General features: G+C 70.1%; 22 protein-coding genes and 1 pseudogene. 10 read left to right on the top strand and 13 right to left on the bottom strand.

Annotated features, from left to right (window positions below; translation table 11 throughout):
• Positions 1–286: 286 nt before the first annotated feature.
• On the bottom strand, positions 287–1,414 hold the full coding sequence (dusB, locus tag OG452_RS24375; protein ID WP_327297701.1) for a tRNA dihydrouridine synthase DusB: 1,128 nt from the start codon (positions 1,412–1,414) through the stop codon (positions 287–289).
• A 139-nt stretch (positions 1,415–1,553) separates the two neighbouring features.
• Between dusB and OG452_RS24370 the strand changes: the two genes are divergently transcribed.
• The gene (locus OG452_RS24370) at positions 1,554–3,008 is read left to right on the top strand and encodes an MFS transporter (RefSeq protein WP_327297700.1); all 1,455 of its coding nucleotides are present in this window, start codon (positions 1,554–1,556) and stop codon (positions 3,006–3,008) included.
• On the opposite strand, the gene OG452_RS24365 is transcribed toward OG452_RS24370, so the two are convergent.
• Positions 2,981–3,835: a helix-turn-helix transcriptional regulator gene (locus tag OG452_RS24365; protein WP_327297699.1), complete on the bottom strand. Its 855-nt coding sequence runs from the start codon at positions 3,833–3,835 to the stop codon at positions 2,981–2,983. The two genes, OG452_RS24370 and OG452_RS24365, sit on opposite strands and share 28 nt — an antisense overlap.
• Before the next feature lie 203 nt (positions 3,836–4,038).
• Between OG452_RS24365 and OG452_RS24360 the strand changes: the two genes are divergently transcribed.
• On the top strand, positions 4,039–5,415 hold the full coding sequence (locus OG452_RS24360; RefSeq protein WP_327299763.1) for an MFS transporter: 1,377 nt from the start codon (positions 4,039–4,041) through the stop codon (positions 5,413–5,415).
• A gap of 137 nt (positions 5,416–5,552) precedes the next feature.
• Here OG452_RS24360 and OG452_RS24355 read toward each other — a convergent pair whose 3' ends face one another.
• The gene (locus OG452_RS24355) at positions 5,553–5,750 is read right to left on the bottom strand and encodes a DUF6243 family protein (RefSeq protein WP_327297698.1); all 198 of its coding nucleotides are present in this window, start codon (positions 5,748–5,750) and stop codon (positions 5,553–5,555) included.
• A gap of 328 nt (positions 5,751–6,078) precedes the next feature.
• Between OG452_RS24355 and OG452_RS24350 the strand changes: the two genes are divergently transcribed.
• The 4 genes from OG452_RS24350 (at position 6,079) to OG452_RS24335 (ending at position 9,906) form a co-directional block, all read left to right on the top strand.
• Positions 6,079–7,575, top strand: a complete 1,497-nt coding sequence (locus OG452_RS24350) for an amino acid permease (RefSeq protein WP_327299762.1) — start codon at positions 6,079–6,081, stop codon at positions 7,573–7,575.
• A gap of 10 nt (positions 7,576–7,585) precedes the next feature.
• Positions 7,586–8,041, top strand: coding sequence for an Lrp/AsnC family transcriptional regulator (locus tag OG452_RS24345; protein ID WP_327297697.1), 456 nt, complete (start codon positions 7,586–7,588; stop codon positions 8,039–8,041).
• A 144-nt stretch (positions 8,042–8,185) separates the two neighbouring features.
• Positions 8,186–9,205, top strand: coding sequence for an aldo/keto reductase (locus tag OG452_RS24340; RefSeq protein ID WP_327297696.1), 1,020 nt, complete (start codon positions 8,186–8,188; stop codon positions 9,203–9,205).
• 107 nt (positions 9,206–9,312) lie between these two features.
• Positions 9,313–9,906: a TetR/AcrR family transcriptional regulator gene (locus OG452_RS24335; protein ID WP_327297695.1), complete on the top strand. Its 594-nt coding sequence runs from the start codon at positions 9,313–9,315 to the stop codon at positions 9,904–9,906.
• Between the two features lie 455 nt (positions 9,907–10,361).
• Here the strand turns inward: OG452_RS24335 and OG452_RS24325 are convergent, their stop codons facing one another.
• Genes OG452_RS24325 through OG452_RS24315 form a run of 3 tightly spaced genes read right to left on the bottom strand, consistent with a single transcriptional unit; the run spans position 10,362 to position 13,026 of the window.
• Positions 10,362–11,168: a DUF4097 family beta strand repeat-containing protein gene (locus OG452_RS24325; protein WP_327297694.1), complete on the bottom strand. Its 807-nt coding sequence runs from the start codon at positions 11,166–11,168 to the stop codon at positions 10,362–10,364.
• Entirely contained in the window at positions 11,165–11,812 is a 648-nt protein-coding gene (locus tag OG452_RS24320; RefSeq protein ID WP_327297693.1) for a response regulator transcription factor, read from the bottom strand. Before OG452_RS24320 ends, OG452_RS24325 begins: the two co-directional genes overlap by 4 nt.
• Entirely contained in the window at positions 11,800–13,026 is a 1,227-nt protein-coding gene (locus tag OG452_RS24315; protein ID WP_405565352.1) for a sensor histidine kinase, read from the bottom strand. Before OG452_RS24315 ends, OG452_RS24320 begins: the two co-directional genes overlap by 13 nt.
• A 178-nt stretch (positions 13,027–13,204) precedes the next feature.
• Between OG452_RS24315 and OG452_RS24310 the strand changes: the two genes are divergently transcribed.
• A complete protein-coding gene (locus OG452_RS24310) occupies positions 13,205–13,729 on the top strand; it encodes a hypothetical protein (RefSeq protein WP_327297691.1) in 525 nt (174 codons plus the stop codon).
• Positions 13,730–13,771: 42 nt separating this feature from the next.
• Positions 13,772–14,353 (top strand): ArsR/SmtB family transcription factor, encoded by a 582-nt coding sequence (locus tag OG452_RS24305; RefSeq protein WP_327297690.1) that lies wholly within the window; start codon positions 13,772–13,774, stop codon positions 14,351–14,353.
• Between the two features lie 237 nt (positions 14,354–14,590).
• On the opposite strand, the gene OG452_RS24300 is transcribed toward OG452_RS24305, so the two are convergent.
• Both OG452_RS24300 and OG452_RS24295 read right to left on the bottom strand, forming a co-directional pair.
• Positions 14,591–15,697, bottom strand: a complete 1,107-nt coding sequence (locus OG452_RS24300) for a CU044_5270 family protein (RefSeq protein WP_327297689.1) — start codon at positions 15,695–15,697, stop codon at positions 14,591–14,593.
• Positions 15,694–16,362: an RNA polymerase sigma factor gene (locus OG452_RS24295; protein ID WP_327297688.1), complete on the bottom strand. Its 669-nt coding sequence runs from the start codon at positions 16,360–16,362 to the stop codon at positions 15,694–15,696. The genes OG452_RS24300 and OG452_RS24295 overlap by 4 nt, the downstream gene beginning before the upstream one ends.
• A 267-nt stretch (positions 16,363–16,629) precedes the next feature.
• Here OG452_RS24295 and OG452_RS24290 point away from each other — a divergent pair, with 267 nt between their 5' ends.
• Entirely contained in the window at positions 16,630–17,943 is a 1,314-nt protein-coding gene (locus tag OG452_RS24290) for an MFS transporter (protein ID WP_327297687.1), read from the top strand.
• Between the two features lie 123 nt (positions 17,944–18,066).
• Here the strand turns inward: OG452_RS24290 and OG452_RS24285 are convergent, their stop codons facing one another.
• Positions 18,067–18,429 carry a hypothetical protein gene (locus tag OG452_RS24285; protein ID WP_327297686.1) on the bottom strand — a complete coding sequence of 121 codons (363 nt, stop codon included), beginning with the start codon at positions 18,427–18,429 and terminating at the stop codon, positions 18,067–18,069.
• A gap of 107 nt (positions 18,430–18,536) precedes the next feature.
• Here OG452_RS24285 and sigJ point away from each other — a divergent pair, with 107 nt between their 5' ends.
• Entirely contained in the window at positions 18,537–19,442 is a 906-nt protein-coding gene (gene sigJ, locus OG452_RS24280) for an RNA polymerase sigma factor SigJ (protein ID WP_327297685.1), read from the top strand.
• A gap of 263 nt (positions 19,443–19,705) precedes the next feature.
• Here the strand turns inward: sigJ and OG452_RS24270 are convergent.
• The 4 genes and pseudogenes from OG452_RS24270 to OG452_RS24255 form a co-directional block, all read right to left on the bottom strand.
• Positions 19,706–20,000: pseudogene (locus OG452_RS24270) on the bottom strand (LysR substrate-binding domain-containing protein); the annotation flags it as partial.
• Positions 20,001–20,045: 45 nt separating this feature from the next.
• Positions 20,046–20,357 carry a DUF3040 domain-containing protein gene (locus OG452_RS24265; RefSeq protein ID WP_327297684.1) on the bottom strand — a complete coding sequence of 104 codons (312 nt, stop codon included), beginning with the start codon at positions 20,355–20,357 and terminating at the stop codon, positions 20,046–20,048.
• 99 nt (positions 20,358–20,456) lie between these two features.
• Positions 20,457–21,272 (bottom strand): DUF899 domain-containing protein, encoded by an 816-nt coding sequence (locus tag OG452_RS24260; protein ID WP_327297683.1) that lies wholly within the window; start codon positions 21,270–21,272, stop codon positions 20,457–20,459.
• Positions 21,273–21,532: 260 nt separating this feature from the next.
• On the bottom strand, positions 21,533–22,915 hold the full coding sequence (locus OG452_RS24255; protein ID WP_327297682.1) for a glycine--tRNA ligase: 1,383 nt from the start codon (positions 22,913–22,915) through the stop codon (positions 21,533–21,535).
• Positions 22,916–22,994 lie beyond the last annotated feature (79 nt).

Below are 22,994 nucleotides of genomic sequence, written 5' to 3'. Positions count from 1 at the left end.
GCAAGAGCGCGATCAGAGGTGGCGAGAATCACGCCATCCGTCTGGCTCTGAAACCACTATTCGGACCTTTGGGGATCGCCAGTCGGACACTCAGCTTCAGATAGCGGTGCAGCATGCACTCAGTGCCGCGTTCGCATGGGGCTGATGGCCCCGGATTCGCGCTCTCTCCTGGGAAAAGCCGCCGCCCCTCGCTCTCGCTCTTATGAGCGGAGGGCGAGGGGCGGAAGGCGCAGGGCAGAGGCGGGCCCCGCCGGGCTGTTCTCAGCCGCTCGACGGGCCGCCGCTCTCAGCCGCCCGACGTGTCGAGTTCGGCCTCCGCGCTCACGCCCGAGCAGTCGTACGGGTCCTTCAGCCAGCCGTCGGGAAGGACGACCCGGTTGTTGCCCGACGTGCGCCCGCGCGGCCCGTCCGCACCGTCCGGCCACGGCTGGTCCAGGTTCAGCTCGTTCAGCTGGCTGCCCAGCTCGTCCAGCGACGAGGTGACCGCGAGCCGCTTGCGCATCTCCGAGCCGACCGCGAAGCCCTTCAGGTACCAGGCCACGTGCTTGCGGAAGTCGATCACGCCCCGGGTCTCGTCGCCGATCCACTCCCCCAGCAGCGTCGCGTGCCGCAGCATGACCGCCGCGACCTCGCGCAGCGTCGGCGCCTGCCGGGTCGGCGTCCCCTCGAAGCCGCTCACCAGGTCGGCGAAGAGCCAGGGCCGCCCCAGGCAGCCGCGCCCCACAACGACGCCGTCGCAGCCGGTCTCCCGCATCATGCGCAGCGCGTCGTCCGCGCACCAGATGTCGCCGTTGCCGAGGACGGGGATCTCCGGGACGTGCTCCTTGAGCCGGGCGACGGCGTCCCAGTCGGCGGTCCCGCCGTAGTGCTGGGCGGCGGTCCTGCCGTGCAGCGCGACGGCCGTGACGCCCTCGTCGACCGCGATCCGGCCCGCGTCGAGATAGGTGAGGTGGTCGTCGTTGATGCCTTTGCGCATCTTGATGGTGACCGGGAGGGCGCCCGCGTTGGAGACCGCCTCGTGCAGGATCGCGCGCAGCAGCGGCCGCTTGAACGGGAGCGCCGAGCCGCCGCCCTTGCGGGTGACCTTGGGCACCGGGCAGCCGAAGTTCAGGTCGATGTGGTCGGCCAGATCCTCGTCCACGATCATGCTGACCGCCTTGCCGACCGTGACCGGATCCACTCCGTACAGCTGGATCGAGCGCGGTGTCTCGGTCTTGTCGAAGTGGATCAGCTGCATGGTCTTGGCGTTGCGCTCCACCAGCGCCCGCGTCGTGATCATCTCGCTGACGAACAGGCCCTTCCCGCCGCTGAATTCACGGCAGAGGGTGCGGAAGGGGGCGTTGGTGATCCCCGCCATGGGGGCGAGTACGACGGGCGGCTGCACGGAGTGCGGGCCGATGGAGAGCGTGGTCATGCACCCATTGTCGCGTACCGCTTGTCGTGTACAGCTTGGCGTGTACATGGACCACATATTTCGAGGCAGGGACGCTGCATCGGGACGCGTACCGCGTGACACGTACACCGAAGTCGTTAGTTAGCCGTACTATTCATACATGCCCGAGCTCAACCACCGCCGGCGGATGCTGGTGCTCGCGATCTGCTGCATGAGTCTGCTGATCGTCAGCCTCGACAACACCGTCCTGAACGTCGCCCTCCCGTCGATGCAGAAGGAGCTGCACGCATCGGTCTCCGGACTCCAGTGGACGATCGACGCATACACCCTGGTCCTGGCCTCGCTGTTGATGCTCGCGGGCTCGACGGCCGACCGGATCGGCCGCCGCAGAGTCTTCAAGGCGGGCCTGGTGATCTTCACCCTCGGTTCGGCGCTCTGCTCGGTCGCCCCCAACCTGGAGTCGCTGGTCGTCTTCCGGATGATGCAGGCGGTCGGCGGCTCGATGCTCAACCCGGTCGCGATGTCGATCATCACCAACACCTTCACCGAGCCGCGCGAACGCGCCCGCGCCATCGGCGTCTGGGGCGGCGTCGTCGGGATCTCGATGGCGGCCGGCCCGATCGTCGGGGGCCTGCTCGTGGACTCGGTCGGCTGGCGCTCGATCTTCTGGATCAATCTGCCGGTGGGGCTCGCCGCGCTGCTGCTCACCTGGCGTTACGTACCGGAGTCGCGGGCTCCGAAGGGCCGCAGGCCGGACCCGGTGGGCCAGCTGTTCGTCATCGCGCTGCTGGGCTCGGTGACGTACGCGATCATCGAGGCGCCGGCGGCCGGGTGGACGTCACCGCTGATCCTGTCCTTCACGGGAGTGGCCCTGCTGGCACTCGCGGGGCTGGTGCTGTACGAGCCGAGGCGCCCCGAACCACTGATCGACCTGCGCTTCTTCCGCAGCGCGCCGTTCAGCGGGGCCACCGTCATAGCGATCTGCGGCTTCGCCGCGCTCGGTGGCTTCCTCTTCCTGAACACGCTGTATCTCCAGGACGTCCGCGGTCTCTCCGCGCTGCACGCCGGCGTCTACATGCTGCCGATGGCGGTGCTGACCTTTGTCTGCGCGCCGCTGTCGGGACGGCTGGTGGGCAACCGGGGTCCACGGCTCTCGCTGCTGGTCGCCGGGGTGGCGATGGCGCTGAGCGGACTGGTCTTCGCGGTGCTCGACGCGGAGACGAACACGGTGCTGCTCTTCACCGGCTACGTACTGTTCGGGATCGGCTTCGGCATGGTGAACGCTCCGATCACCAACACCGCCGTCTCCGGGATGCCCCGTGCGCAGGCCGGAGTGGCGGCGGCCGTCGCGTCGACCAGCCGGCAGATCGGATCGACGCTGGGTGTCGCCGTGATCGGGGCCGTGCTGGCCTCGGGTGTGAACGGCGCCACGCACACCGGGGGCTTCGCCGGAGCCAGCCGTACCGCCTGGTGGATCATCACCGCGTGCGGTGTCGCCGTCCTGGCCTTCGGGCTGCTGACCAGCGGGAAGTGGGCGCAGCGTTCGGCCCGGCGGACCGCGGAGCGGCTGGACGCCCCCGAGACGGCTCAGACGGTGGCGGACGCCAACGCGTAGAGCCGCTCAAGGCGCTCACGGGACTCGGCGTTCGCCGGTACGTAGGTCACCAGCCGTGGACCGGCCGCAGGGCCGAGCCAGAGGTCGGTGTGGTCCACGAGCAGCGGGCCGACGTGCCGGTTGTGGAAGCGCTTGGTCCTGCTGCCGGGGCCGACGATCTCATGCCGGGCCCAGATCTTCCGGAACTCGGGCGAAGCCGCCTCCAGCCGCTTGAGCAGCGCCTTCCAGGCGGGCTCCGCCAGATGCCCGGCCATCGACGCGCGGAACTTGGCGGCCATCACCCGGTACATGGCGTCGAGGTCGACGACCGATGACCGCCAGTCCTCGTTCGTGTACGAGAGCAGCATGCAGTTGCGGTCCTCGGGGGCGATGGCGTCGAGGTCGCAGAGCAGCCGGCCGTACGTGCGGTTGTACGCGAGGATGTCGTAACGGCTGTTCTGGATGCAGGCCGGAACGGGGTCCAGCTGCTCGATCAGCGACGAGAGCGCCGGTGTGATCGAGGGGCAGATCGCTCCGGGCGACGGGTCGACCGCACCGGCCAGCGAGAAGAGGTGCGCGCGTTCGTGCAGGTCGAGCAGGAGCGTACGGGCGACGGCGTCGAGGACCTGCGGGGAGACCGTGATGTCGCGCGCCTGCTCCAGCCACGTGTACCAGGTGACGCCCACCGCGGAGAGCTGGGCGACCTCCTCGCGGCGCAGCCCCGGTGTCCGGCGCCGGGAGCCGCGCGGCAGCCCCGCCTGCTCGGGCGTGATGCGCTCCCGGCGGCTGCGCAGGAAGTCGGCGAGCTCGTGCCTGCGTACATCGGTCTCCGGCGCCACTGTGGTCATGGAACCAGAGTGCAGCACCGGGCAGCCCATTGCCAGGTACTCCTTGTACCAGGATAAGGAGACTCTGGTACCAGGCTGAGCGGCGGAGCATTCTCGTCTCCGTGAGCAATACGACAGGCACGACAGTCAATACGACAGACACGACAGTACGGACTCCACCCACCGTCCCCGGCCCTGTCCACCGGCACGACCACCCCACCCCGGTGCTCGGCACACTGGGGCTGTTCACGGTGCTGCTCGGGGCGGCTTTGCCGCTGATCGACTTCTTCATCGTCAATGTCGCCCTGCCGACCATCGACCACGACCTGGCCGCGGGGCCCGCGATGCTGGAGCTGGTCGTCGCCGGATACGGCGTCGCCTACGCCGTGCTGCTCGTGCTCGGCGGCCGGCTCGGGGATATGGCAGGGCGGCGCAGGCTCTTCCTGGTCGGTATGGCCGCCTTCGGTCTCACCTCGCTGGCCTGCGGTCTCTCGCCCAACGCCTGGACGCTGGTCGGCGCGCGGGTGGCGCAGGGAGCCTCGTCGGCGCTGATGCTCCCGCAGGTGCTCGCCACCATCCAGGCCGCCACGGCGGGGCCGCGGCGGGCGAAGGCGATGGGGCTCTACGGGGCCACGGCCGGGCTCTCGATGGTCGCCGGCCAGATCCTCGGCGGTGTCCTGGTCGCCGCAGACGTGGCGGGCACCGGCTGGCGGTCGATCTTCCTCGTCAATGTGCCGGTGGCGCTCCTCGGCCTGGTGCTCGCGGTCCGCTCCGTACCGGAGACCCGGTCGCAGAAGCCCGCGCCCGTCGACATACCCGGCACGCTGCTGCTCGCCCTCTCGCTGGTGACGCTCCTCGCGCCGCTGACCGAGGGCCGGGCCGCCGGGTGGCCGCTGTGGACCTGGATCTCACTGGGCGTCTTCCCGTTCGCGGCGGCGGCGTTCTACCTCACCGAGCGGGCGGCCGACCGCAGGGGCGAGGTGCCGCTGGTGCCGCCGAGCCTGCTGCGGCTCGACTCGCTGCGGCGCGGACTCACGCTGGTGGTGCCGTTCTCGATCGGTTTCGGCGGATTCATGTTCGTCATCGCGGTCGCGCTCCAGCAGGGGCTGCGGATGGGTCCGGTGACGGCGGGGCTCGCGCTCGTACCGATGGCGGTGGCGTTCTTCGCCGCATCGCTGGCGGGCCCCCGGCTGGTCGGCAGGTACGCGAGCCGGGTCGTGACCGCGGGCGGTCTGATCCAGGCCGTCGGCGTCGTGGTGATGGCGGCGACCGTCTGGTGGGACTGGTCCGGTCTCGGCATCGCCGCCCTGGCTCCCGGCACCGCGCTGGCCGGGTTCGGCCAGGGACTGCAGCTGCCGGTGCTGTTCCGGATCGTGCTCTCCGACGTACCGGCTGAACGGGCCGGGGTCGGCGGCGGCGTGATGACCACGACGCAGCAGGCGTCGCTCGCGCTGGGGGTGGCCACGCTCGGCACGCTCTTCCTGTCCCTGACGACGTCGCTGGGGATGCGGGAGGCGCTGGCGGTGACGCTGCTGCTACAGCTGGCCGCGGTCGCCGTGACCGCGCTGCTCAGCCTGCGGCTGCCACGTGCGGTGCGGTAGCCGGGGCGCGGTAGCCGACGGCGGACATGACGGTGGGCCCGGATCGTGGAGACGATCCGGGCCCACCGTGCTGTGCCGTGCGGTTGTCGCTTTGCTGAGATGTTGAGTTGTACTGCGCTGTGGTGCTGCCCGGTGGGTCAGCCCTCGGCGTCGGGGGTTCCGGCCGCTCCGGCCCCCTCGGCCCGCTCGCGCATCTTCTGGAGCAGTTCCTGCTTCTGGTCAGCGGCTGACCTGCGGTCCTCGGCGCCTGCGGCGGCCGAGCTCTGCGCCCCGGAGCGGGGCATCTTCTTGCGCTGCCCGCCCACGCCAAGAAGGTTGTTGCGACTCTTTGCCATGCCGGTCAGAGTACCGGGCATACCGCAGGGGGGTGCACCGGTTTTCCGGGCGGAGGCGAGCTCCGGCCGAGGTAAACGAACAACCGTTCCCCGCGGATGCGCGCAATGAATCGCCGCAGATGGACAAGGAACCTGCATTACGGGCCACTACGCGCGCCTCGTAGTGTTCTGCCCTGTACGTGGAGCGGTGGAGACCCCCGGCTCGGCGGTCCCCTCCTGCTGTGCGCCGGGACGCGCACCCGTGGACGGCACCGTCCGCGCGGGTTCCCGCCTCCCGAGCAGGCAGCGATGAAGGAGCCTCACCGTGGCACGACCTGACGCAACGCCGATCACCAGGGACCGGGCCGGTCCGGGCCCCGTTCCCGGGGCCGGCGGTGGTGGCACCGGCTCCGGGCTGATGCGCCGCAAGCCCGTCGAGCGGCTGATAGCCGAGGGCGGGCAGGGCGAGGGCGGGCGGCTCAGGCGCTCGCTCGGCATGTGGCAGCTGACCATGATCAGCATCGGGGCGACGCTCGGCACCGGCATCTTCGTGGTCCTCGGCGAGGCGGTCCCCAAGGCCGGACCCGCCGTCGTGATCTCCTTCGTGATCGCCGGACTCACCGCCCTCTTCTCCGCGCTGTCGTACGCGGAACTGGCCGGCACCATCCCGGTCGCCGGCTCCTCGTACTCGTACACCTACGCCACGATGGGTGAGTTCGTCGCCTGGATCTGCGGCTGGTGTCTGATGCTGGAGTACGGCGTGTCCGTGGCGGCCGTGGCCGTCGGCTGGGGCCAGTACCTCAACGAGTTCCTGGACGGCACGATCGGGGTGACGATCCCCACCGCCCTGTCCGCACCGCCCGGGGAGGGCGGCATCATCAACATCCCCGCGCTGCTCGTCGTCCTGCTGGCCATGGCCTTCCTGCTGGGCGGTGCCAAGGAGAGCGCCCGCGCCAACACGATCATGGTGGTCGTGAAGATCGCCTCCCTGATCCTGTTCTGCGTGGTGGCCGCATCGGGCATCAAGGCGGGCAACTACAAGCCCTTCATGCCGCTCGGCATGACCGGCGTCAGCGCGGCCGGCGCCAGCCTCTTCTTCTCGTACATCGGCTTCGACGCCGCCTCCACCGCCGGCGAAGAGGCCCGCGACCCCAAGCGGGACATGCCTCGCGCGATCATGCTCTCGCTGCTGATCGTCACGGTTCTCTACTGCCTGGTGGCGCTGATCGCCGTCGGCGCCATGCCGTGGCAGAACTTCCATAACGCGGACGCCGCCCTCGCCCAGATCATGCGGGACGTCACCGGCCAGAGCTTCTGGGCCGTGCTGCTCGCCGCCGGGGCGGTCATCGCCATCGCCAGTGTGGTGCTGACCGTGCTCTACGGGCAGACCCGCATCCTGTTCTCCATGGCCCGCGACGGCCTGGTGCCCAAGGTCTTCGCCAAGGTCGGCCCGCGGACCGGCGCCCCCGTCGCCAACACGGTGATCGTCTCCCTGTTCTGCGGAGTCCTCGCGGCGGTCGTCCCGCTGGGCGAGCTGGCCAACGCCACCAGCATCGGCACGCTCTTCGCGTTCGCGCTGGTCAACGTGGCTGTCATCGTGCTCCGCCGGACCCAGCCCGATATGCCGCGGAACTTCCGGGTGGCGTTCTCGCCGGTGACCCCTGCCATCGGTTTCGCGCTGTGTCTGTGGATGATGACCAGCCTCGGCGCCAAGACATGGGTGTGGTTCGGTATCTGGATGGCCGCCGGGCTCGTGCTGTACTTCGGCTACGGGATGCGCCGCTCCCAGCTCGCCCGCGAAGAAGTGACCGCCCGAGAAGACGTGACCGCCCGAGAAGAAGTGTGATCCACCCGCCTTGCGACTGAACGATCTCGACGAACGCATCGTCCACGCCCTCGCGGAGGATGCCCGCCGCTCATACGCCGACATCGGCACCCGGGTCGGCCTGTCCGCGCCCGCCGTCAAACGCAGAGTCGACCGGCTGCTCGCGTCCGGCGCCATCACCGGCTTCACCGTACGGGTGGATCCCGCGGCGCTGGGCTGGGAGACGGAGGCGTTCGTCGAGATCCACTGCCGGCACAACACCTCCCCGGAGGACATCCGGCGCGGTATGGCGCGGTACCCGGAGGTGGCGTCCGCCTCGACGGTCACCGGCGACGCGGACGCGGTCATCCAGATCTACGCCGAGGACGTACGCCACTTCGAGCGGGTGCTTGAGCGCATCGCGGGCGAACCGTTCGTCGAACGCACCAAGTCGGTGCTCGTGCTGTCCCCGCTCGTACGCCGGTTCAGCTCGGGCTCACCCGCCTAGCGCGCCGGCTGTCGCCACGCCTCCTCAGGCCAAAGCATGAGGCTATGGCATGACGGATGACAGATGTTGAAATCTGTCATCCGTCATGCCATAGTCGCTGTGAACCGACTTCTGTCAGCTTCTGTTCCGGCGAAGGAGCCCCTCATGGCCACCACCCCAGTCCCCGCCCGCACCCTGGGCACAGCGGGACCGCTGACCTCCGCCCTCGGCCTCGGCTGCATGGGAATGTCCGCGCTGTACGGCGCGGCGGACCGCACCGAGTCGATCGCGACCATCCATGCCGCCCTCGACGCCGGGGTCACGCTGCTCGACACCGGTGACTTCTACGGCATGGGCCACAACGAGCTGCTGATCGGCGAAGCCCTGCGCACCGCCCCCGCTGCCCGTCGCGAACAGGCCCTCACCAGCGTCAAGTTCGGCGCTCTGCGGACCGTCGAAGGGGGCTTCACCGGCTACGACGGCCGCCCGAACGCCGTCAAGAACTTCGCCGCGTACTCACTCCAGCGGCTCGGCACCGACCACATCGACATCTACCGGATCGCCCGCGTCGACCCGGACGTACCGATCGAGGAGACCGTCGGCGCCATCGCCGAACTGATCGAAGCGGGCCATGTGCGGTACGTGGGTCTCTCCGAGGTGGGCGCCGCCACCATCCGCAGGGCCGCCGCCACCGCACCGATCACGGACCTCCAGATCGAGTACTCGCTGATCTCCCGGGGCATCGAGGCGGAGATCCTGCCCACCACCCGTGAGCTGGGCATCGGCATCACCGCGTACGGAGTGCTCTCCCGCGGTCTGATCAGCGGCCACTTCACCCGTGACCGCGAGCTGGCCCCCGGCGACTTCCGGGGCATGAGCCCCCGCTTCCAGGGCGAGAACCTGCAGCACAACCTCGATCTGGTCGAGGCGCTGCGGAAGGTCGCCGACCAGAAGGGCGCTTCCGTCGCGCAGACCGCCATCGCCTGGGTCTCGGCACGCGGCGAGGACATCGTCCCGCTGATCGGCGCCCGGACCCGCGACCGGCTGGCCGAGGCCCTCGGCTCCCTCGATGTCACGCTCGACGCCGCGGACATCGCCGCCATCGAGGAAGCCGTCCCGGCCGGATCCGCGGCGGGCGACCGCTACCCGACCGCCCAGATGGCCCACCTGGACAGCGAGCGCTGAGTCCCCGGTACCGTCGGTAGCGCTCCGCTCCCCCGGTACCCCCACTCCCCCGCAAGGCAGCGCACCCTCCGACAGGCAGCGCTGCACCGAAAGGCAGCGCAGACGCGATGACGCCCGAAGCCCTGACACCCGAGCGCATTCTTGAGGCGACCGAGGACGTGCTGCGCCGCTACGGCCCGGCCAAGGCCACGGTGGTCGACGTGGCACGGGTGCTCGGGGTCAGTCACGGCAGCGTCTACCGCCACTTCCGTACCAAGGCGGCGCTGCGCGAGGCCGTCACCGAGCGCTGGCTGCACAGGTCGGAGGCCGAGCTGGCCCGGTTCGCCGACGACCGGCAGGGCTCCGCGACCGCGCGGCTGACGAACTGGCAGTCGGCCCTCTTCGCGGCGAAGCGCCTCAAGGCGGGCGGCGATCCCGAACTGTTCGCCACCTTCGGGGTGCTGACCGGGGAGAACAGCGGAGTGGTGGAGCGTCATATCGACGCGCTCGTCGTACAGCTCGCCCGGATCATCGAGGACGGCTGCGCCCAGGGCGAGTTCGCCCCGGTCGAGGGGGACTTCACGGTGACGGCCCGCGCGGTCTTCGACGCGACGGGCCGCTTCCATGACCCGGTGTACGCGGCGGAATGGAGCCGCCCCGACATCGACGGCGACTTCGCCGCCGTACAGAATCTGCTGCTGGGCGGCCTCCGGGCCCGCTGACGGAATCCCGCCGACCGATCCCTGTACGGGATCGGGTTCCCGTACAGGCTCAGAGCCGGGAAGCGAACTCCGCGAACCACTCCAGCATTTCGGGGTGGGCCACGGCGCCTTCGGCGGACACTTCGCGGACGCGGGAGCCCTGGAGGATGCGCTTGACCGGGACTGGCCCGTACAAATACCCCCGCATCGTCACGCTCACAGACAGCCTGCCCAAGGGCGCGACCGGCAAGATCCTCAAACGGGAGATCGTGATCCGGTAGCAACTCAACTGCGGGGCCGGCCGGTCTCCGGACACAGGGCCGGCCGGGCGTGCAGGCCGACGCGGCGTTCAGGCCGGCACCGTATTTGGGCCGACGCGGCGTTCAGGCCGGCACCGTATTTGGGCCGACGCGGCGTTCAGGCCGGCACCGTATTTGGGCCGACGCGGCGTTCAGGCCGGCACCGTTTGGCATCGGTCACCACCCGGGGTATCCGATATGGACCGTCCCGGAGCGGGACGAGACATCGATACGGCGTTCCGCAGCAGGATCGGCGACGCCCTTCTCGACCGACCAGGTGCCCGAGTGCGTGCCACCCCGCACCTGGTAGCGGGAGCCGAGGGGCAGGGTCGCCTCGAACTCCCCGGCCCCCACCGAACCGGTCAGCTTCTCGGGCGGAGCGGCGAACTCGAACTTCGCCCGGCCTGACCCGGTCTGGGCGTCGACGGCCTTCGACGTGAGCGCGATGCCGTCGACCGCCCCCGATCCGGTACGGACCCGTATCTGCCCCGCGACTCCGTACAGCTGCAACTCCCCGGAGCCCGAACGCAGATCCATGGACCCGGTGAGCCCGCTCACCCGGACCTGGCCCGAGCCGGACACCACCCGCACCGCCACACCGGCCGGCACCGACAGATCAAGCCGCACGGAGCAGCCCAGGCTGGTCATCGCCAGGGTGCCGTCGCACCGGGTGCGCAGCCGCAGCGTGTCCCCGTCCCAGCTCCGGTCGACGGTGGGTCTGCGCAGCGACCAGCTCAACTCCTGGTGGACACGGACCTCTCGGCCCGTCCCGGCGCTGATGGACACCTCGGAGCTGCCCGAGTCCACATCGACTGCCTTGACCGGGTGCTGGTCGACCAGGTCGGAACTGGTGGACGAACTGCTCTGCCGGGCGAACTGCGCCCATGCCTCGGCCCCCACCGGCGCCACCAGGAGCAGCGCACTCAGCAAGGCGACCACGATCCAGGTGCCACGGCGGCGGCGCGGCCGCGGATCGGTGGTCATGCGCCGTCCAGGAAGCGCAGTACTGCGAGCACCCGTCGGTGATCGCCGTCCGCCTGGCCCAGATCGAGCTTGGCGAAGATGTTGTTGATGTGTTTGGCGACGGCGCTCTCGCTCACCACGAGTTGCTCGGCGATGCCCGCGTTGGAACGCCCCTCGGCCATCAGCGCGAGCACCTCTCGCTCGCGCGGAGTCAGCCGGTCCAGCGGGTCGGCACCACGACGGCGCAGCAGCAGCTGGGCAACGACCTGCGGGTCAAGCGCTGTCCCGCCTGCCGCGACACGCTTGAGTGCGTCCATGAACTCCTCGACGTCCGCGACGCGTTGCTTGAGCAGATAGCCCATGCCGCCCGTCTGTGCGGACAGCAGGTCGGCCGCGTACCTCTCCTCGACATACTGCGAGAGGAGCAGGACCGCCGTGTCGGGCCACTGCCGCCGGATCATCAGCGCGGCCCGCACGCCTTCGTCGCTGAAACCGGGCGGCATCCGTACATCGACCAGGGCGAGTTGGGGCCGATGCTCTTCGACCGCCGCGAGCAGCGAATCCGCGTCGTCCGTCTCGGCGGCCACCTCGAAGCCCGCCATCTCCAGGACCTTGACCAGGCCGATCCTCAGCAGGACCGAGTCCTCGGCGATCACAGCCCGCACGGCAGCTCCACAGTGATGACAGTCGGGCCCCCGGCGGGGCTGTTGATCCGGATCGTTCCGTCGACCGACCCTACGCGTTGCGCCAGTCCGGCCAGACCCGTACCGCCCGAGGGATCGGCACCCCCTCGGCCGTCGTCGACGACCGTTATCCGGAGCAGGTCACCGCGGCTGCGCAGCTCAATGGCCACCCAGCGGGCTTGGGCGTGCTTCGTGACGTTGGCCAGCGCCTCCGAAACGACGAAGTACGCAACCGCCTCCACGGTCGGCGCCGGCCGGCGCCCGATGTCCACGGTCAGGTCGACGGGCAGGGGTGCCCGTGCGGCGATCCCGGAGAGTGCGGCGTCCAGCCCGCGGTCGTCCAGTACAGCCGGGTGCAGACCTCGCACCAGGTTGTTGAGCTCCTCGATCGCCTCCTTTGCCTCCCGGTGGGCCTCGTCGATGACTTGCCTCGCCTCCGGTGGCAGGTCGGTGAGGGCCGCTCGCGCTATCCCGAGATTCATCGCGAGCGAGACGAGCCGCTGCTGCGCTCCGTCGTGCAAGTCCCTCTCGATACGCCGCCGTTCGGCGTCGGCGGCGTCGACCACACCAGCTCTGCTCTCGGCCAGGTTCTCCACCCGGCGCTCCAACTCCTCGGCCCGGTTGGGGCCGAGGAGGGCGGCGGCCGCAGTCACATCGAGCCGGGTCACGGCGGCGGCCAGCCAGGGCGTGAGCAGAAGCAGCAGCACACCGCCGGCCGTGAGCAGGACGTATCGCTCCGTCCAGCCGGGCAGCCGCGCGTCCAGCGGCAACGCCCACGCCCAGGAGAAGACCAGCGCACCGGCCATCCCGGCGACCCAGGCACAGACAACCAGTGCTCCTCCAGCGGCGGCCAGTGGAGCGGCCAGCAGGTGGTAACCGAACTGCCGCCAGGTCGCGTCGGAGCCCAGCCGCTCCACCAGCCCCTTCCATCGGAACCTCCTCTCTCTCCAGACGACTTGGGGAACGTTGAGCCCGATGAGCGACCAGAACCGGCTGCGCTGCAGTGTGGTCAGGGTCGGGCACAGGGCGAGCAGGGCGACCAGTCCACCCGGCAGATGTCCGGGGGCCGCGATCACGGTGGCCACGGCTAGTACGGCGGGCAGCGCGAGCGGCAGTCCGGCGGCGGCGAAGGCGGTATTGCGCCAGGCCCAGGCCGACCAGGGTGCATGCCCGGCTGCCCATGAGGTCAGGCGCATCGACATGGGAACACCGTAGAGGGGCCGCTCCGGGCAGCTCCATCACACTGCTGCCCGAACTTGTGGTGGTACTGGCACCACCACAGGACGGACCCATGCGTTACTGACACCGGCTCCTCCGGCGGCGAACCTTGTTGTTGTGCCCGATCAGGCGGGCCCTGGAAGGAGTCCAGCACTCATGACCCTCGTCACCCAGCCCAACCGGATCAGCCGGCCCACACGCATTACCCCGGCCACACGGATCACCCCGCCCACTCGGATCGGCCTGACCACTCGGATCAGCCCAACCGCCCGGATCAGCCCAAGCGCCCGGACGCCCCGCACTCTGCGCAGCCTTCAGCTCTCGACCGTCCTCACCGGGTGCGGTGCGGCCCTGGTCCCCTGGATGTTCGTCCTCGCCAAGACGCTTCCCCGCACCACGGAGGTCTCCAACTGGTCGACGGCCTGGGTCGGCCTCGACGCCCTCCTCGCGGTCGGACTCGGCGGGACGGGCTTTCTCCTCAGGCGACAGGACCCGCACGCCTCGGCCGCAGCCGCCGCCACCGGGGCGCTCCTGCTGGTGGACGCCTGGTTCGACGTGACGACATCGGCGCCCGGGCCCGAGCTGACCACCGCCGTGGCGCTCGCGGTCGGTGCGGAGCTTCCGCTGGCAGCGATATGTGCGGTACTGGCCGCGCGACGGGAGGCCGAGCGGAACGGGTAAGGGCTCGGCGGAAGAGCGCCCCGGTCCGGATACGCTGCCGGTATGGCCAGCCACAAGCCCGTACGGACGATCGACGCCCGAAGCCTGCGCGCCCTCGCGCACCCGCTGCGGGTGCGCATCATGGAGTCGCTGCGCCGCGACGGGCCGGCGACGTCCACCACGCTGGCCGAGGAGTTCGGCGAGAGCACCGGCACGGTCAGCTGGCATCTGCGGCAGCTCGCCGAGAACCGCTTCATCGAGGAGGATGTCGAGCGCGGCACCAAGCGGGAGCGCTGGTGGCGGGCGGTGGAGGACCACCAGGTGCTGCACACCGCGCAGTTGAGCAAGGAGGATCCCTCGGCCCGCGTCACGGCCGACGCGTATGTCCAGGAACTCATCCAGCTCTACTTCCAGCGGGCGTCCGCGTATGCCGCGCAGGAGTGGCCGGCCGAGTGGGAGAGCGCGGGCACCATCGCCAACTGGGACGATCTGCGGCTGACCCCGGCACGGCTGCGGGAACTGAACGACGAGCTGATGGCCGTGGTCGACAAGTACTACCCGGCGGAAGGCGAAGCGTCCGCACCCGGATCACTGCCGATCAGCATCCAGATCCAGTCGTTCGCCCGTCACGAGGGCAGGAGCTAGGCCGAATCGTCTGGATCACTCCCACTGGGCTACGTCCACCCTGGAGCCGCAGATCACGAGGCTGGCGTGGGGCGGGATCGCGGCTCGCGGGCTGGTCCGGAGCGTGATCGTCAGCGGGGGACCCTCCGCCCAGTCGCGGTTCGCCCGAGGTCGGGCGGCGGTACCGCTACTGCCCGGGAGGGCGAGAGGGACCGGTGCCGGGACGCGTAGCCACGCCCCGGCAGCTCCCTGTCGGGCTCAGGCCGTGGTCGACTCCTTCTCGGTCGACTGCTTCTCGGTCGACGGCTCCTCGCGGAGGGCGTTGACGACCGCGCGCTTCAGGACCGCCGACTTGTTGGTCAGGGTCCCCTTCTTGCCCATGGAGGTGTCCCTGATGAGGTAGGTCCGTTCGCCCAGGTACTGGAGGGTGGTCGAGTTGAAGATCCAGGTGGTGCGGTCACCGGAGCGGGTGTTGTCGCGGGCCACACCGATCCCGTGCCGGCCGGCCGCGTCCACCGCGTCGGAGTCCACCATCACACCGGGGATCTTCGCCGCGGCCTTGTAGAGGGCGGCCGCGGTCTTCGGCGGCATCACCGTCTCCTCCAGCAGCGCACCGATGGCGTCGAAGGTGTCCTGGGCCTGGTCCCGGTCCTTGGCGGGGGTGTCGCGCCGGTCCTGGTCCCGGGTGATCTCGGTGGTGAGCCTCCGGAGCAGGGCGTCGGGGTCGGTGGGCAGCGAGGCCAGCCACTTGTACGTCGGTCGGTTGAGGCCTGCCGGGTAGCCCACGGCGCGCTCGCCGTCCGGAACGCCGACCTCGATCGGGAAGTACGAGCCGTCCTGGTGGATCAGGCCGACATGGGTCACCGGTCCTGTCTTCTGCGACATCCAGACCTCACGCTCGCGGGGCTTGGTCAGCTTCACCGGACCGCCGAGCTTGCCCTCGCCCTCGGTCTGCAGTGTCTTGACGTACACGAACTGGTCGTCGGTGACCTTCTGTTCGCCTTTCTTCGCGGCGACCGAGGCGATCTGGTCGAGCAGCACGGCCACGCCACGCGGGGCCGTGGCCTGGGAGCTGCGGCCCGCGGCGGACGGTGCCGGAGCGCTGCCCTGGCCGGTGGCGGCGAGCGTGGTCAGCAGCACCCCGCCCAAAGCCAGTCCGGCGGCGGGCAGCAGAACGGCGGGGCGCAGGAGACGGGGGCGGGGGCGTGCGGTGGCGCGGTCGCCGTCCTGGTCGATGAGACGCATCAGGGTGTCCTTGTGGTGGAGATGACGGCCAGGGGGCAGGTCCCGTTCGGCCGGGGCCGGCAAGAGCCGGGCCAGTTCCTCGCGTTCGGCCCGCTCGGGGCCGGAGGTACGGTCGTTCATCGGGCTTCCTCCTGGATGGGCAGGGCCACGAACGCGGCCCTGCTCTCTACCTCTCCTCGGCCGGGTCCGGGTTCCCTTCCGGACCGGGCCACTTTTCCGGGTCGTGCTTCCCGCTCGGGACTGTCCGGCGTCCGGCCGAGTTCCTCGTCGGTGAGCCGGCGCAGCCGGTCACGGGCTCGGGACAGTCGCGACCGCACGGTGCCCACCGGGACGCCCAGGGCCTCGGCGGCCTCGGCGTAGTCCAGCCCGGCCCAGACGCAGAGGGCCAGCACCTCGCGTTCCCGGTGGCGTAGCCCGCCCAGCGCCTGCCTGACCGCGGCGAGCCGCCGTACATCGTCGACGCGCCCGGCCGTGGCATCCGCGATGTCCGCCACCGGTTCCGGGGCCGGGCGGCGGGCCAGGAAGGCCAGGCGCCGACCGATACCGCGATTGGCGTTGCGTGCCTTGTTGGTGGCGATCCCGAGCAGCCACGGCCGCAGCGAGTCGCCCTCCGGCTCGACGGCGTGACGGGTACGCCAGGCCGCCAGGAAGGTCTCGGACAACACCTCCTCGGCCGTCGACCAGTCACCCGACAGCCGGTAGGCGTGGTTGTAGATCCCCCGCGCGTGTTCCTCGTAGAGCGTGGCGAACGCCTCGTGGTCGCCCGCCCTGATCCGTGCGCGCATGCGCTCCCGGTCTCCCTGTTCATCACGTCTCACACCACCTACCTCTCCGGCCGGACCGAGGAGTTCCCGTGACCCGCGCCACACCACCGGGCCGAACCCGGGGTCGACCGGGGGTCAGCCGCGGAGCCAACCGCGGGGCCACCGGCCTCGCGGACCCGACCCATCGGAGGGCCCCAGGGCGGGAGCTGACGCCGACCTCGGAAATACTACAGAGGACTCTCTGCAATCTCCTTTGCAGAGAGTCCTCTGCAAGCTATCTTCATACGCATGCCGACTTCGGGTACGCCAGTGCGCTCCACCCCCCGCAGCCTCCTGCTGCGCAACCGCGACTTCCGCCTCCTCTGGACGGGCTCGACCACCGGGAAGTACGGCGCCTCGGTCACCTCCGTCGCTCTGCCCCTGGTCGCGGTCACACTGCTGCACGCTTCCACTCTTCAGGTGGGCCTGCTCACCGCCGCGACCTGGCTGCCCTGGCTGCTCATCGGCCTCCCCGCCGGCGCCTGGGTCGACCGGCTGCCGCGCCGCCCGGTCATGCTCACCGCCGACGCCGCCGCACTGCTGCTCTTCGCCGGGATACCTGTCGCCGCCTGGCTGGGGCTGCTGTCGATCGGCTATCTGCTGACCACGGCGGTACTGGCCGGCACGGCGACCGTCTTCTTCCAGACCGCGTACACCGCCCTGCTCCCCCACCTCGTCGCCTCCGGGGAACAGGCCGAGGGCAACTCCAAGCTGCACGGCAGCGAGTCGGCGGCCCAGCTCGCCGGGTTCGGCTCGGGCGGCTTCCTGGTACAGGCGGTCGGCGCGGCGAACGGGCTGTTCGTGAACGCGGCGACGTTCGCGGTGTCCTTCCTCTGCGTCCTGCGCATCAAGCACCGTGAGCCGCGCGGCCCGGAGGTCACGCGTTCGCGGGGAGCGCTCGGCCGGGAGATCCGTACCGGACTGCGGCTGACCTTCGGCGACCCGTATCTGCGCGCTCTGGCCACTTCCGGTGGCGCGTCCAATCTGGCGCTGATGGCGTACCAGTCCATTCTGGTGGTATTCTTGGTCCGCGAGGTCGATCTCTCATCGGGGACCATCGGTGCCCTGATGACCGGGGGCGGCATCGGCGGCATCATCGGCGCCTTCGCCGCCCGCCGGGTCGCCGCCCGGATCGGCAGCGCCCGCGCCCTGATCTTCTTCGAGCTGGCCGTGCCCTCGCTCGCGTTCCTGATCCCGCTGACGACTCCGGGGTTCGGCCTGGTGCTCTTCGTGATCGGCTACACGTCGGTATCCATCGGCGTGATCGCGGCGAACATCATCTCCTCGACCTTCCGTCAGCAGTACTGCCCCAAGGAGATGCTGGGCCGGATCTCCGCTTCGGCCGCGTTCCTCAACTACGGCACCATCCCCCTCGGAGCGGTCCTCGGCGGCGCGCTCGGCGAGGCGCTGGGGACCCGCACCGCACTGTGGATCACCATCACCGGGCTGCCCGTTGCCGCATCGCTCCTCTGGTTCTCCCCGATCCGCCGCGCCTGCGATCTGCCGACCGGGCCTCCGGCCACCACCCGGACGCTCCGGCCGGAGGCGGAGCCCGCGCTCTGAGCCCGGCGAGGGGCCGAACTCGCCGCAGTCCGGGCGGGGGGAGGACCGCCGCCGCCCCGGCCGATTTCCGGCCGCTGGTCGGAGGGCAGGTCCGATTGCGGACCGCGCCCCCTGTCTCGGACTTCAGCGCCGCGCCAGCGCCAGCACGCTCAACCCGAACATCAGGACACCCAGGGGGAGATGGACCGACGGCACATGCGCGATGCCGAGCACGACCTGGACCGAGGCGAGGACAAGGAAGCCGGACGCGTGCCAGACAGGCCGGGACGAGCCGCCACCCGGCTTCCACGCCAGCACCGCCGCGAGCACGTACAGCATCGACGCCCCGTACATCACGCGGGCTCCGACACTGTGCAGCGTCTCTCCGTAGGACGAGGTCAGCAGCAGTCCGGCGGTGACCGCTTGAAGGAAGATGGTCAGCGTCTGCAGCGCGATCGCGATCTGCACAAACGAGGAACTGCGTTGTGCCGTCACCTGGGTGGCCATGTCACGGTCCTCCTCTTCTGCCCGGGGGCAGTGGATCGATAAGGTCTCACCAGCCCGACGACACGGGCCTGCGAAAGGTAAGGCGAGGAGCGGTCGGGGGTCTGGGGATGGCGGGGGCGAGCACCCATGAGATAGCCGGTGAACGGCGCCAACTGCTCAACATCGCCTACCGGTTGCTCGGTTCACTGGCCGAGTCCGAGGACGCCGTGCAGGAGGCCTACGCGCGCTGGTACGCGCAGCCGCCGAGCCGGCAGGAGGAGATCGCGTCCCCTGGCGCCTGGCTGACCACGGTGACCGGCCGCATCTGCCTGGACGTGCTCGGCTCGGCGCGGGCCCGCCGTGAACGGTACGTCGGCGCGTGGCTGCCCGATCCGCTGCCCGACCGCGCCGAGCGGGGCCACAGGCCCGGCACCGACCCCGCAGACCCCGCCGACCAGATGGTCCTGGACGAGTCGGTGACCATGGCCTTCCTCGTCGTCCTGGAGTCGATGACACCCGCCGAGCGCGTGGCGTTCGTCCTGCACGACGTCTTCCGTTACCCGTTCGCCGAGATCGCCGGCGTCCTCGGGCGGACCCCTGCGGCCTGCAAACAGCTGGCGGCATCCGCCCGGCGCCGGTTGGGCGTCGCGCGCACTCCGGTCACAACGTCCGGGCAGGCCGACGCGGTGCGACGGGTCAAAGAGGCCTGGGAGGCGAAGGACATCCCAGCCCTCATCGACCTCCTCGACCCGGCCGCCGTGATGACGGCCGACGGCGGTGGCATGGTCGGTGCCGTCCTGCACCCGGTCGAAGGCGGCGCGCGCATAGCCCAGTACATGGTCGCCATCGCCGACAGGGCTCCGGGCCTGGAACTCCTGGAGCGTTCGGTCAACGGTGTGCCGGGCCTGGTGGCTCAGCGTGCCGGGGTCGTCATGACCGTAGCCTCGTTCGATGTCGCCGACGGCCGTATCACCCGGATCTGGGCGGTCCGCAATCCGGAGAAGCTGCGGCCCTGGGCGCGGGACGGCCGGTAGGGCTCTGTCAGGCGGTGTAGATCCGCCATGGGGCGGGTGCGCTGCATTCGCCCACGGTGTCCGCTGTTCGGTTGAGCCCCTGGATGGACTGCTCGAAGACCTGCTTCGGGTGTTCCGGGATTTCGTGTACGCCGAAGCCCCGGCGAGTACGAGATCCGGCGGCGCGAGGACGGGTGCGCGATCGGGGGTGTGGACTTCCACGGCCCGCCCGACGAGCAGAGCGGCGTCACCATGGGGTATGGCCCCGTCCGAAGGCAACCCTCGGCCATGCCGACCGTGCCGTTCCAGAGCACGGCCTGGCGACACTCCTGGACGGCGCGTACGACCGGGCCCTCGCGAGGTCCCCGCCGTTTCAGTACGTCTGCCAGAGCGGGTCCGCGCCCCGCGGGAACAGGAACCAGCGGCGGTCGGCCAGTCTGCGAGGGTCAGGCTGTCGCGGCGGGCCAGCGGGTCGTCGGCCCGCAGCAGCGCTCCCACCGGGCGGGCCCGCAGTTCGTGCACTGTCAGGCCGGTCTCGTCGAACGGCCCACGCGTCAGGGCGACATCGACCAGCGATGAGCCGCTACGCCACCGAGCCCGCCTCCTCCTGGCGCAGCGGCAGTACTAGCCCATGGGGCGACGCCACGTCCTGGCGGCGACGTACGTCGTCACGGCGACGGCGACTGTGCCCGTGCATGCGCAGGCGCCGAGAACAGCCAGCGAGCCGGTACGGAGCGACGCTGCCAGCAGGCAGACCCAGGCCACCCCCAAGACGATCATGAGCCAGATGTCCGACCGGCGTGCCTTTCGGCGTCCGGCCAGCGGTCGCAGTTCAACAGCGGACAGACGTCGGTCAAGTTCCGCGTCCTGTGCCAGCGATGCCTCCATTTCGGAGAGGATCTGCTGTTCGTCCTTCGACAGCGGAGGTCCGTCCATCACAGCCACCTCCACACATAGGCAGGCTGCTCGATACCTCTTCTCCGGAACTGTCACATCCATTTTAAGCCGGTTTGCGATGCGGCCCGATGGAGGCGCTCAGCTGGGGTAGCCGTGCCGGCCGAGGGTCTCCACGGGGGTCGCGCCGGGGCGGGTCCACTGCGGCACGGGCCGGCCGGTCGGGCCCCAGGTGGCGACGCCGTCGGCGTCCGTGCGCCAGTACCAGCAGATCGGCGAGCCGTGCCCGCCCACCGGCGAGCCGGCCTGAGGGGCCTCGGGCCAGCCTTCGGGGTTGTCCTGCCACCCCTCGCGGCGGCCGTAGGGCGTCATATCGAGCAGGCCGAAGGATCCGGCGACCGGCTCGTTGCCACGGCCCGTCGTGGAGTAGGTGAGGAAGACCCGGTCGCCTTCGCGCAGGAAGCAGACGATGTGCCCCATGTCTCCGCCGATCGGAGCTTCCACGTCCCGCACCGAGTACCAGGGCTGGGTGTAACCCATGAACTCGACGTAGGGAGCCACCTCGTTCCAGGGCCCTGTGGTCAGGATGGCGAACGAGACGCCGCGGGCGTTGAGATAGACGGCGTCCTTCAGGTGCCAGGCCGCCATGGTGCAGCCCTCGCACTGCCCCTGGTGCGGTGCGCCGTCGTACCACATGTGCTGGTAGACCACGAGCTCCTCGCGGCCCTGGAACAGGTCCAGGAAAGGGACCGGGCCGTCAGGCCCGACGACCTCGACCGTCCCGTCGAGCTCCACCATCGGCAGCCGGCGGCGGGCCGCGGCGATGGCGTCGCCCTCGCGGGTGTGGGCCTTCTCGCGGACCAGCAGCTCATCACGGGCGGCCTGCCAGGTGGCCCGGCCGACCACCGGCGGGCGGCCGGACAGCGCGGCCGGCGGGTCGTTCGGCGTGGGCGTCATGGTGGCCTCCGTGGTGTCGCCTGCGTGCTGTCGCGTGCTTGGCAGCGTCGTACGACGTTCTACAGCGCGCACAACGCTCACCAGGGCAGACTCGCGAACCGGCCGGAACTCATCGGCGGCAAGGGCATCGCCTTCCGCCCTGCCCCGCCCGCCTGCTCCGGCCTCCCCATGACCGAGGGCCCCGCCCCCGCCGAAGCGGGACCGGGGCCCTCAGTCATGCACGAGCCACCCGCGAGCCATGCAGCAGGACTCGCGCCAGGTCAGCAGCCCAGCAGGCGGCCGCCGAGGTACGACTGGATCTGGTCCAGCGACACCCGCTCCTGCTTCATCGTGTCGCGCTCGCGCACCGTCACCGCGTTGTCGTCGAGCGTGTCGAAGTCGACCGTGACGCAGAACGGCGTACCGATCTCGTCCTGACGACGGTAGCGGCGGCCGATGGCGCCCGCGTCGTCGAACTCGATGTTCCAGTTGCGGCGCAGATCGGTCGCCAGGCCCTTGGCCTTCGGCGACAACTGCGGGTTGCGGGAGAGCGGCAGGACCGCGACCTTGACCGGCGCGAGGCGCGGGTCGAGGCGCATCACGGTGCGCTTCTCCATGACGCCCTTGGCGTTGGGCGCCTCGTCCTCGATGTACGCGTCGAGCATGAAGGCCAGCATCGCCCGGCCGACACCCGCCGCGGGCTCGATGACGTACGGCGTCCAGCGCTCGCCCTTCTCCTGGTCGAAGTAGGAGAGGTCGGTGCCCGACGCCTTGGAGTGCGCGCCGAGGTCGTAGTCGGTGCGGTTGGCGACGCCCTCCAGCTCGCCCCACTCACTGCCGCCGAAGCGGAAGCGGTACTCGATGTCGGCGGTGCGCTTCGAGTAGTGGGAGAGCTTCTCCTTCGGGTGCTCGAACCAGCGCATGTTCTCCTCGCGCATACCGAGGTCGCGGTACCAGTTCCAGCGCTGCTCCATCCAGTATTCCTGCCACTGCTCGTCCTCGCCCGGCTTGACGAAGAACTCCATCTCCATCTGCTCGAACTCGCGGGTCCGGAAGATGAAGTTGCCCGGAGTGATCTCGTTCCGGAAGGACTTGCCCATCTGCGCGATGCCGAACGGCGGCTTCTTGCGCGAAGTCTGCAGCACCTGGCCGAAGTTGGTGAAAATACCCTGGGCCGTCTCGGGACGCAGGTAGGCGACGGAGCCGCTGTCCTGGGTCGGGCCGAGGTGGGTGGAGAGCAGGCCCGAGAAGTTCTTGGGCTCGGTGAAGGTGCCCTTGTTTCCGCAGTTGGGGCAGTTGAGGTCGGCGAGGCCGTTCGCAGGCGCGTGGCCGTGCTTCTCCTCGTACGCCTCCTCCAGGTGATCCGCGCGGAAGCGCTTGTGGCAGGAGGTGCATTCGGTCAGCGGGTCGGAGAAGGTCGCGACATGGCCGGACGCCTCCCAGGTCTCGGAGGCCAGGATGACCGACGAGTCGAGACCGACCACGTCCTCGCGCGCGGTGACCATGTAACGCCACCACTGGCGCTTGAGGTTCTCCTTCAGCTCGACACCCAGCGGCCCGTAGTCCCAGGCGGCACGCTGACCACCGTAGATCTCACTGGAGGGGTAGACGAAGCCACGGCGCTTGCTCAGGCTGACGATGGTGTCGATCTTGTCGGCGGCCACGGTGCTCTCTTCATTACGACGATTGCGAACAGCGGAATACCTCAGGTTACCGGCGGCTGCACCCCCCGGATCAAATCGG

This window comes from Streptomyces sp. NBC_01197 (genome assembly GCF_036010505.1).
Classification (GTDB): domain Bacteria; phylum Actinomycetota; class Actinomycetes; order Streptomycetales; family Streptomycetaceae; genus Streptomyces.
This window is presented reverse-complemented; position numbering and strand designations above follow the sequence as displayed.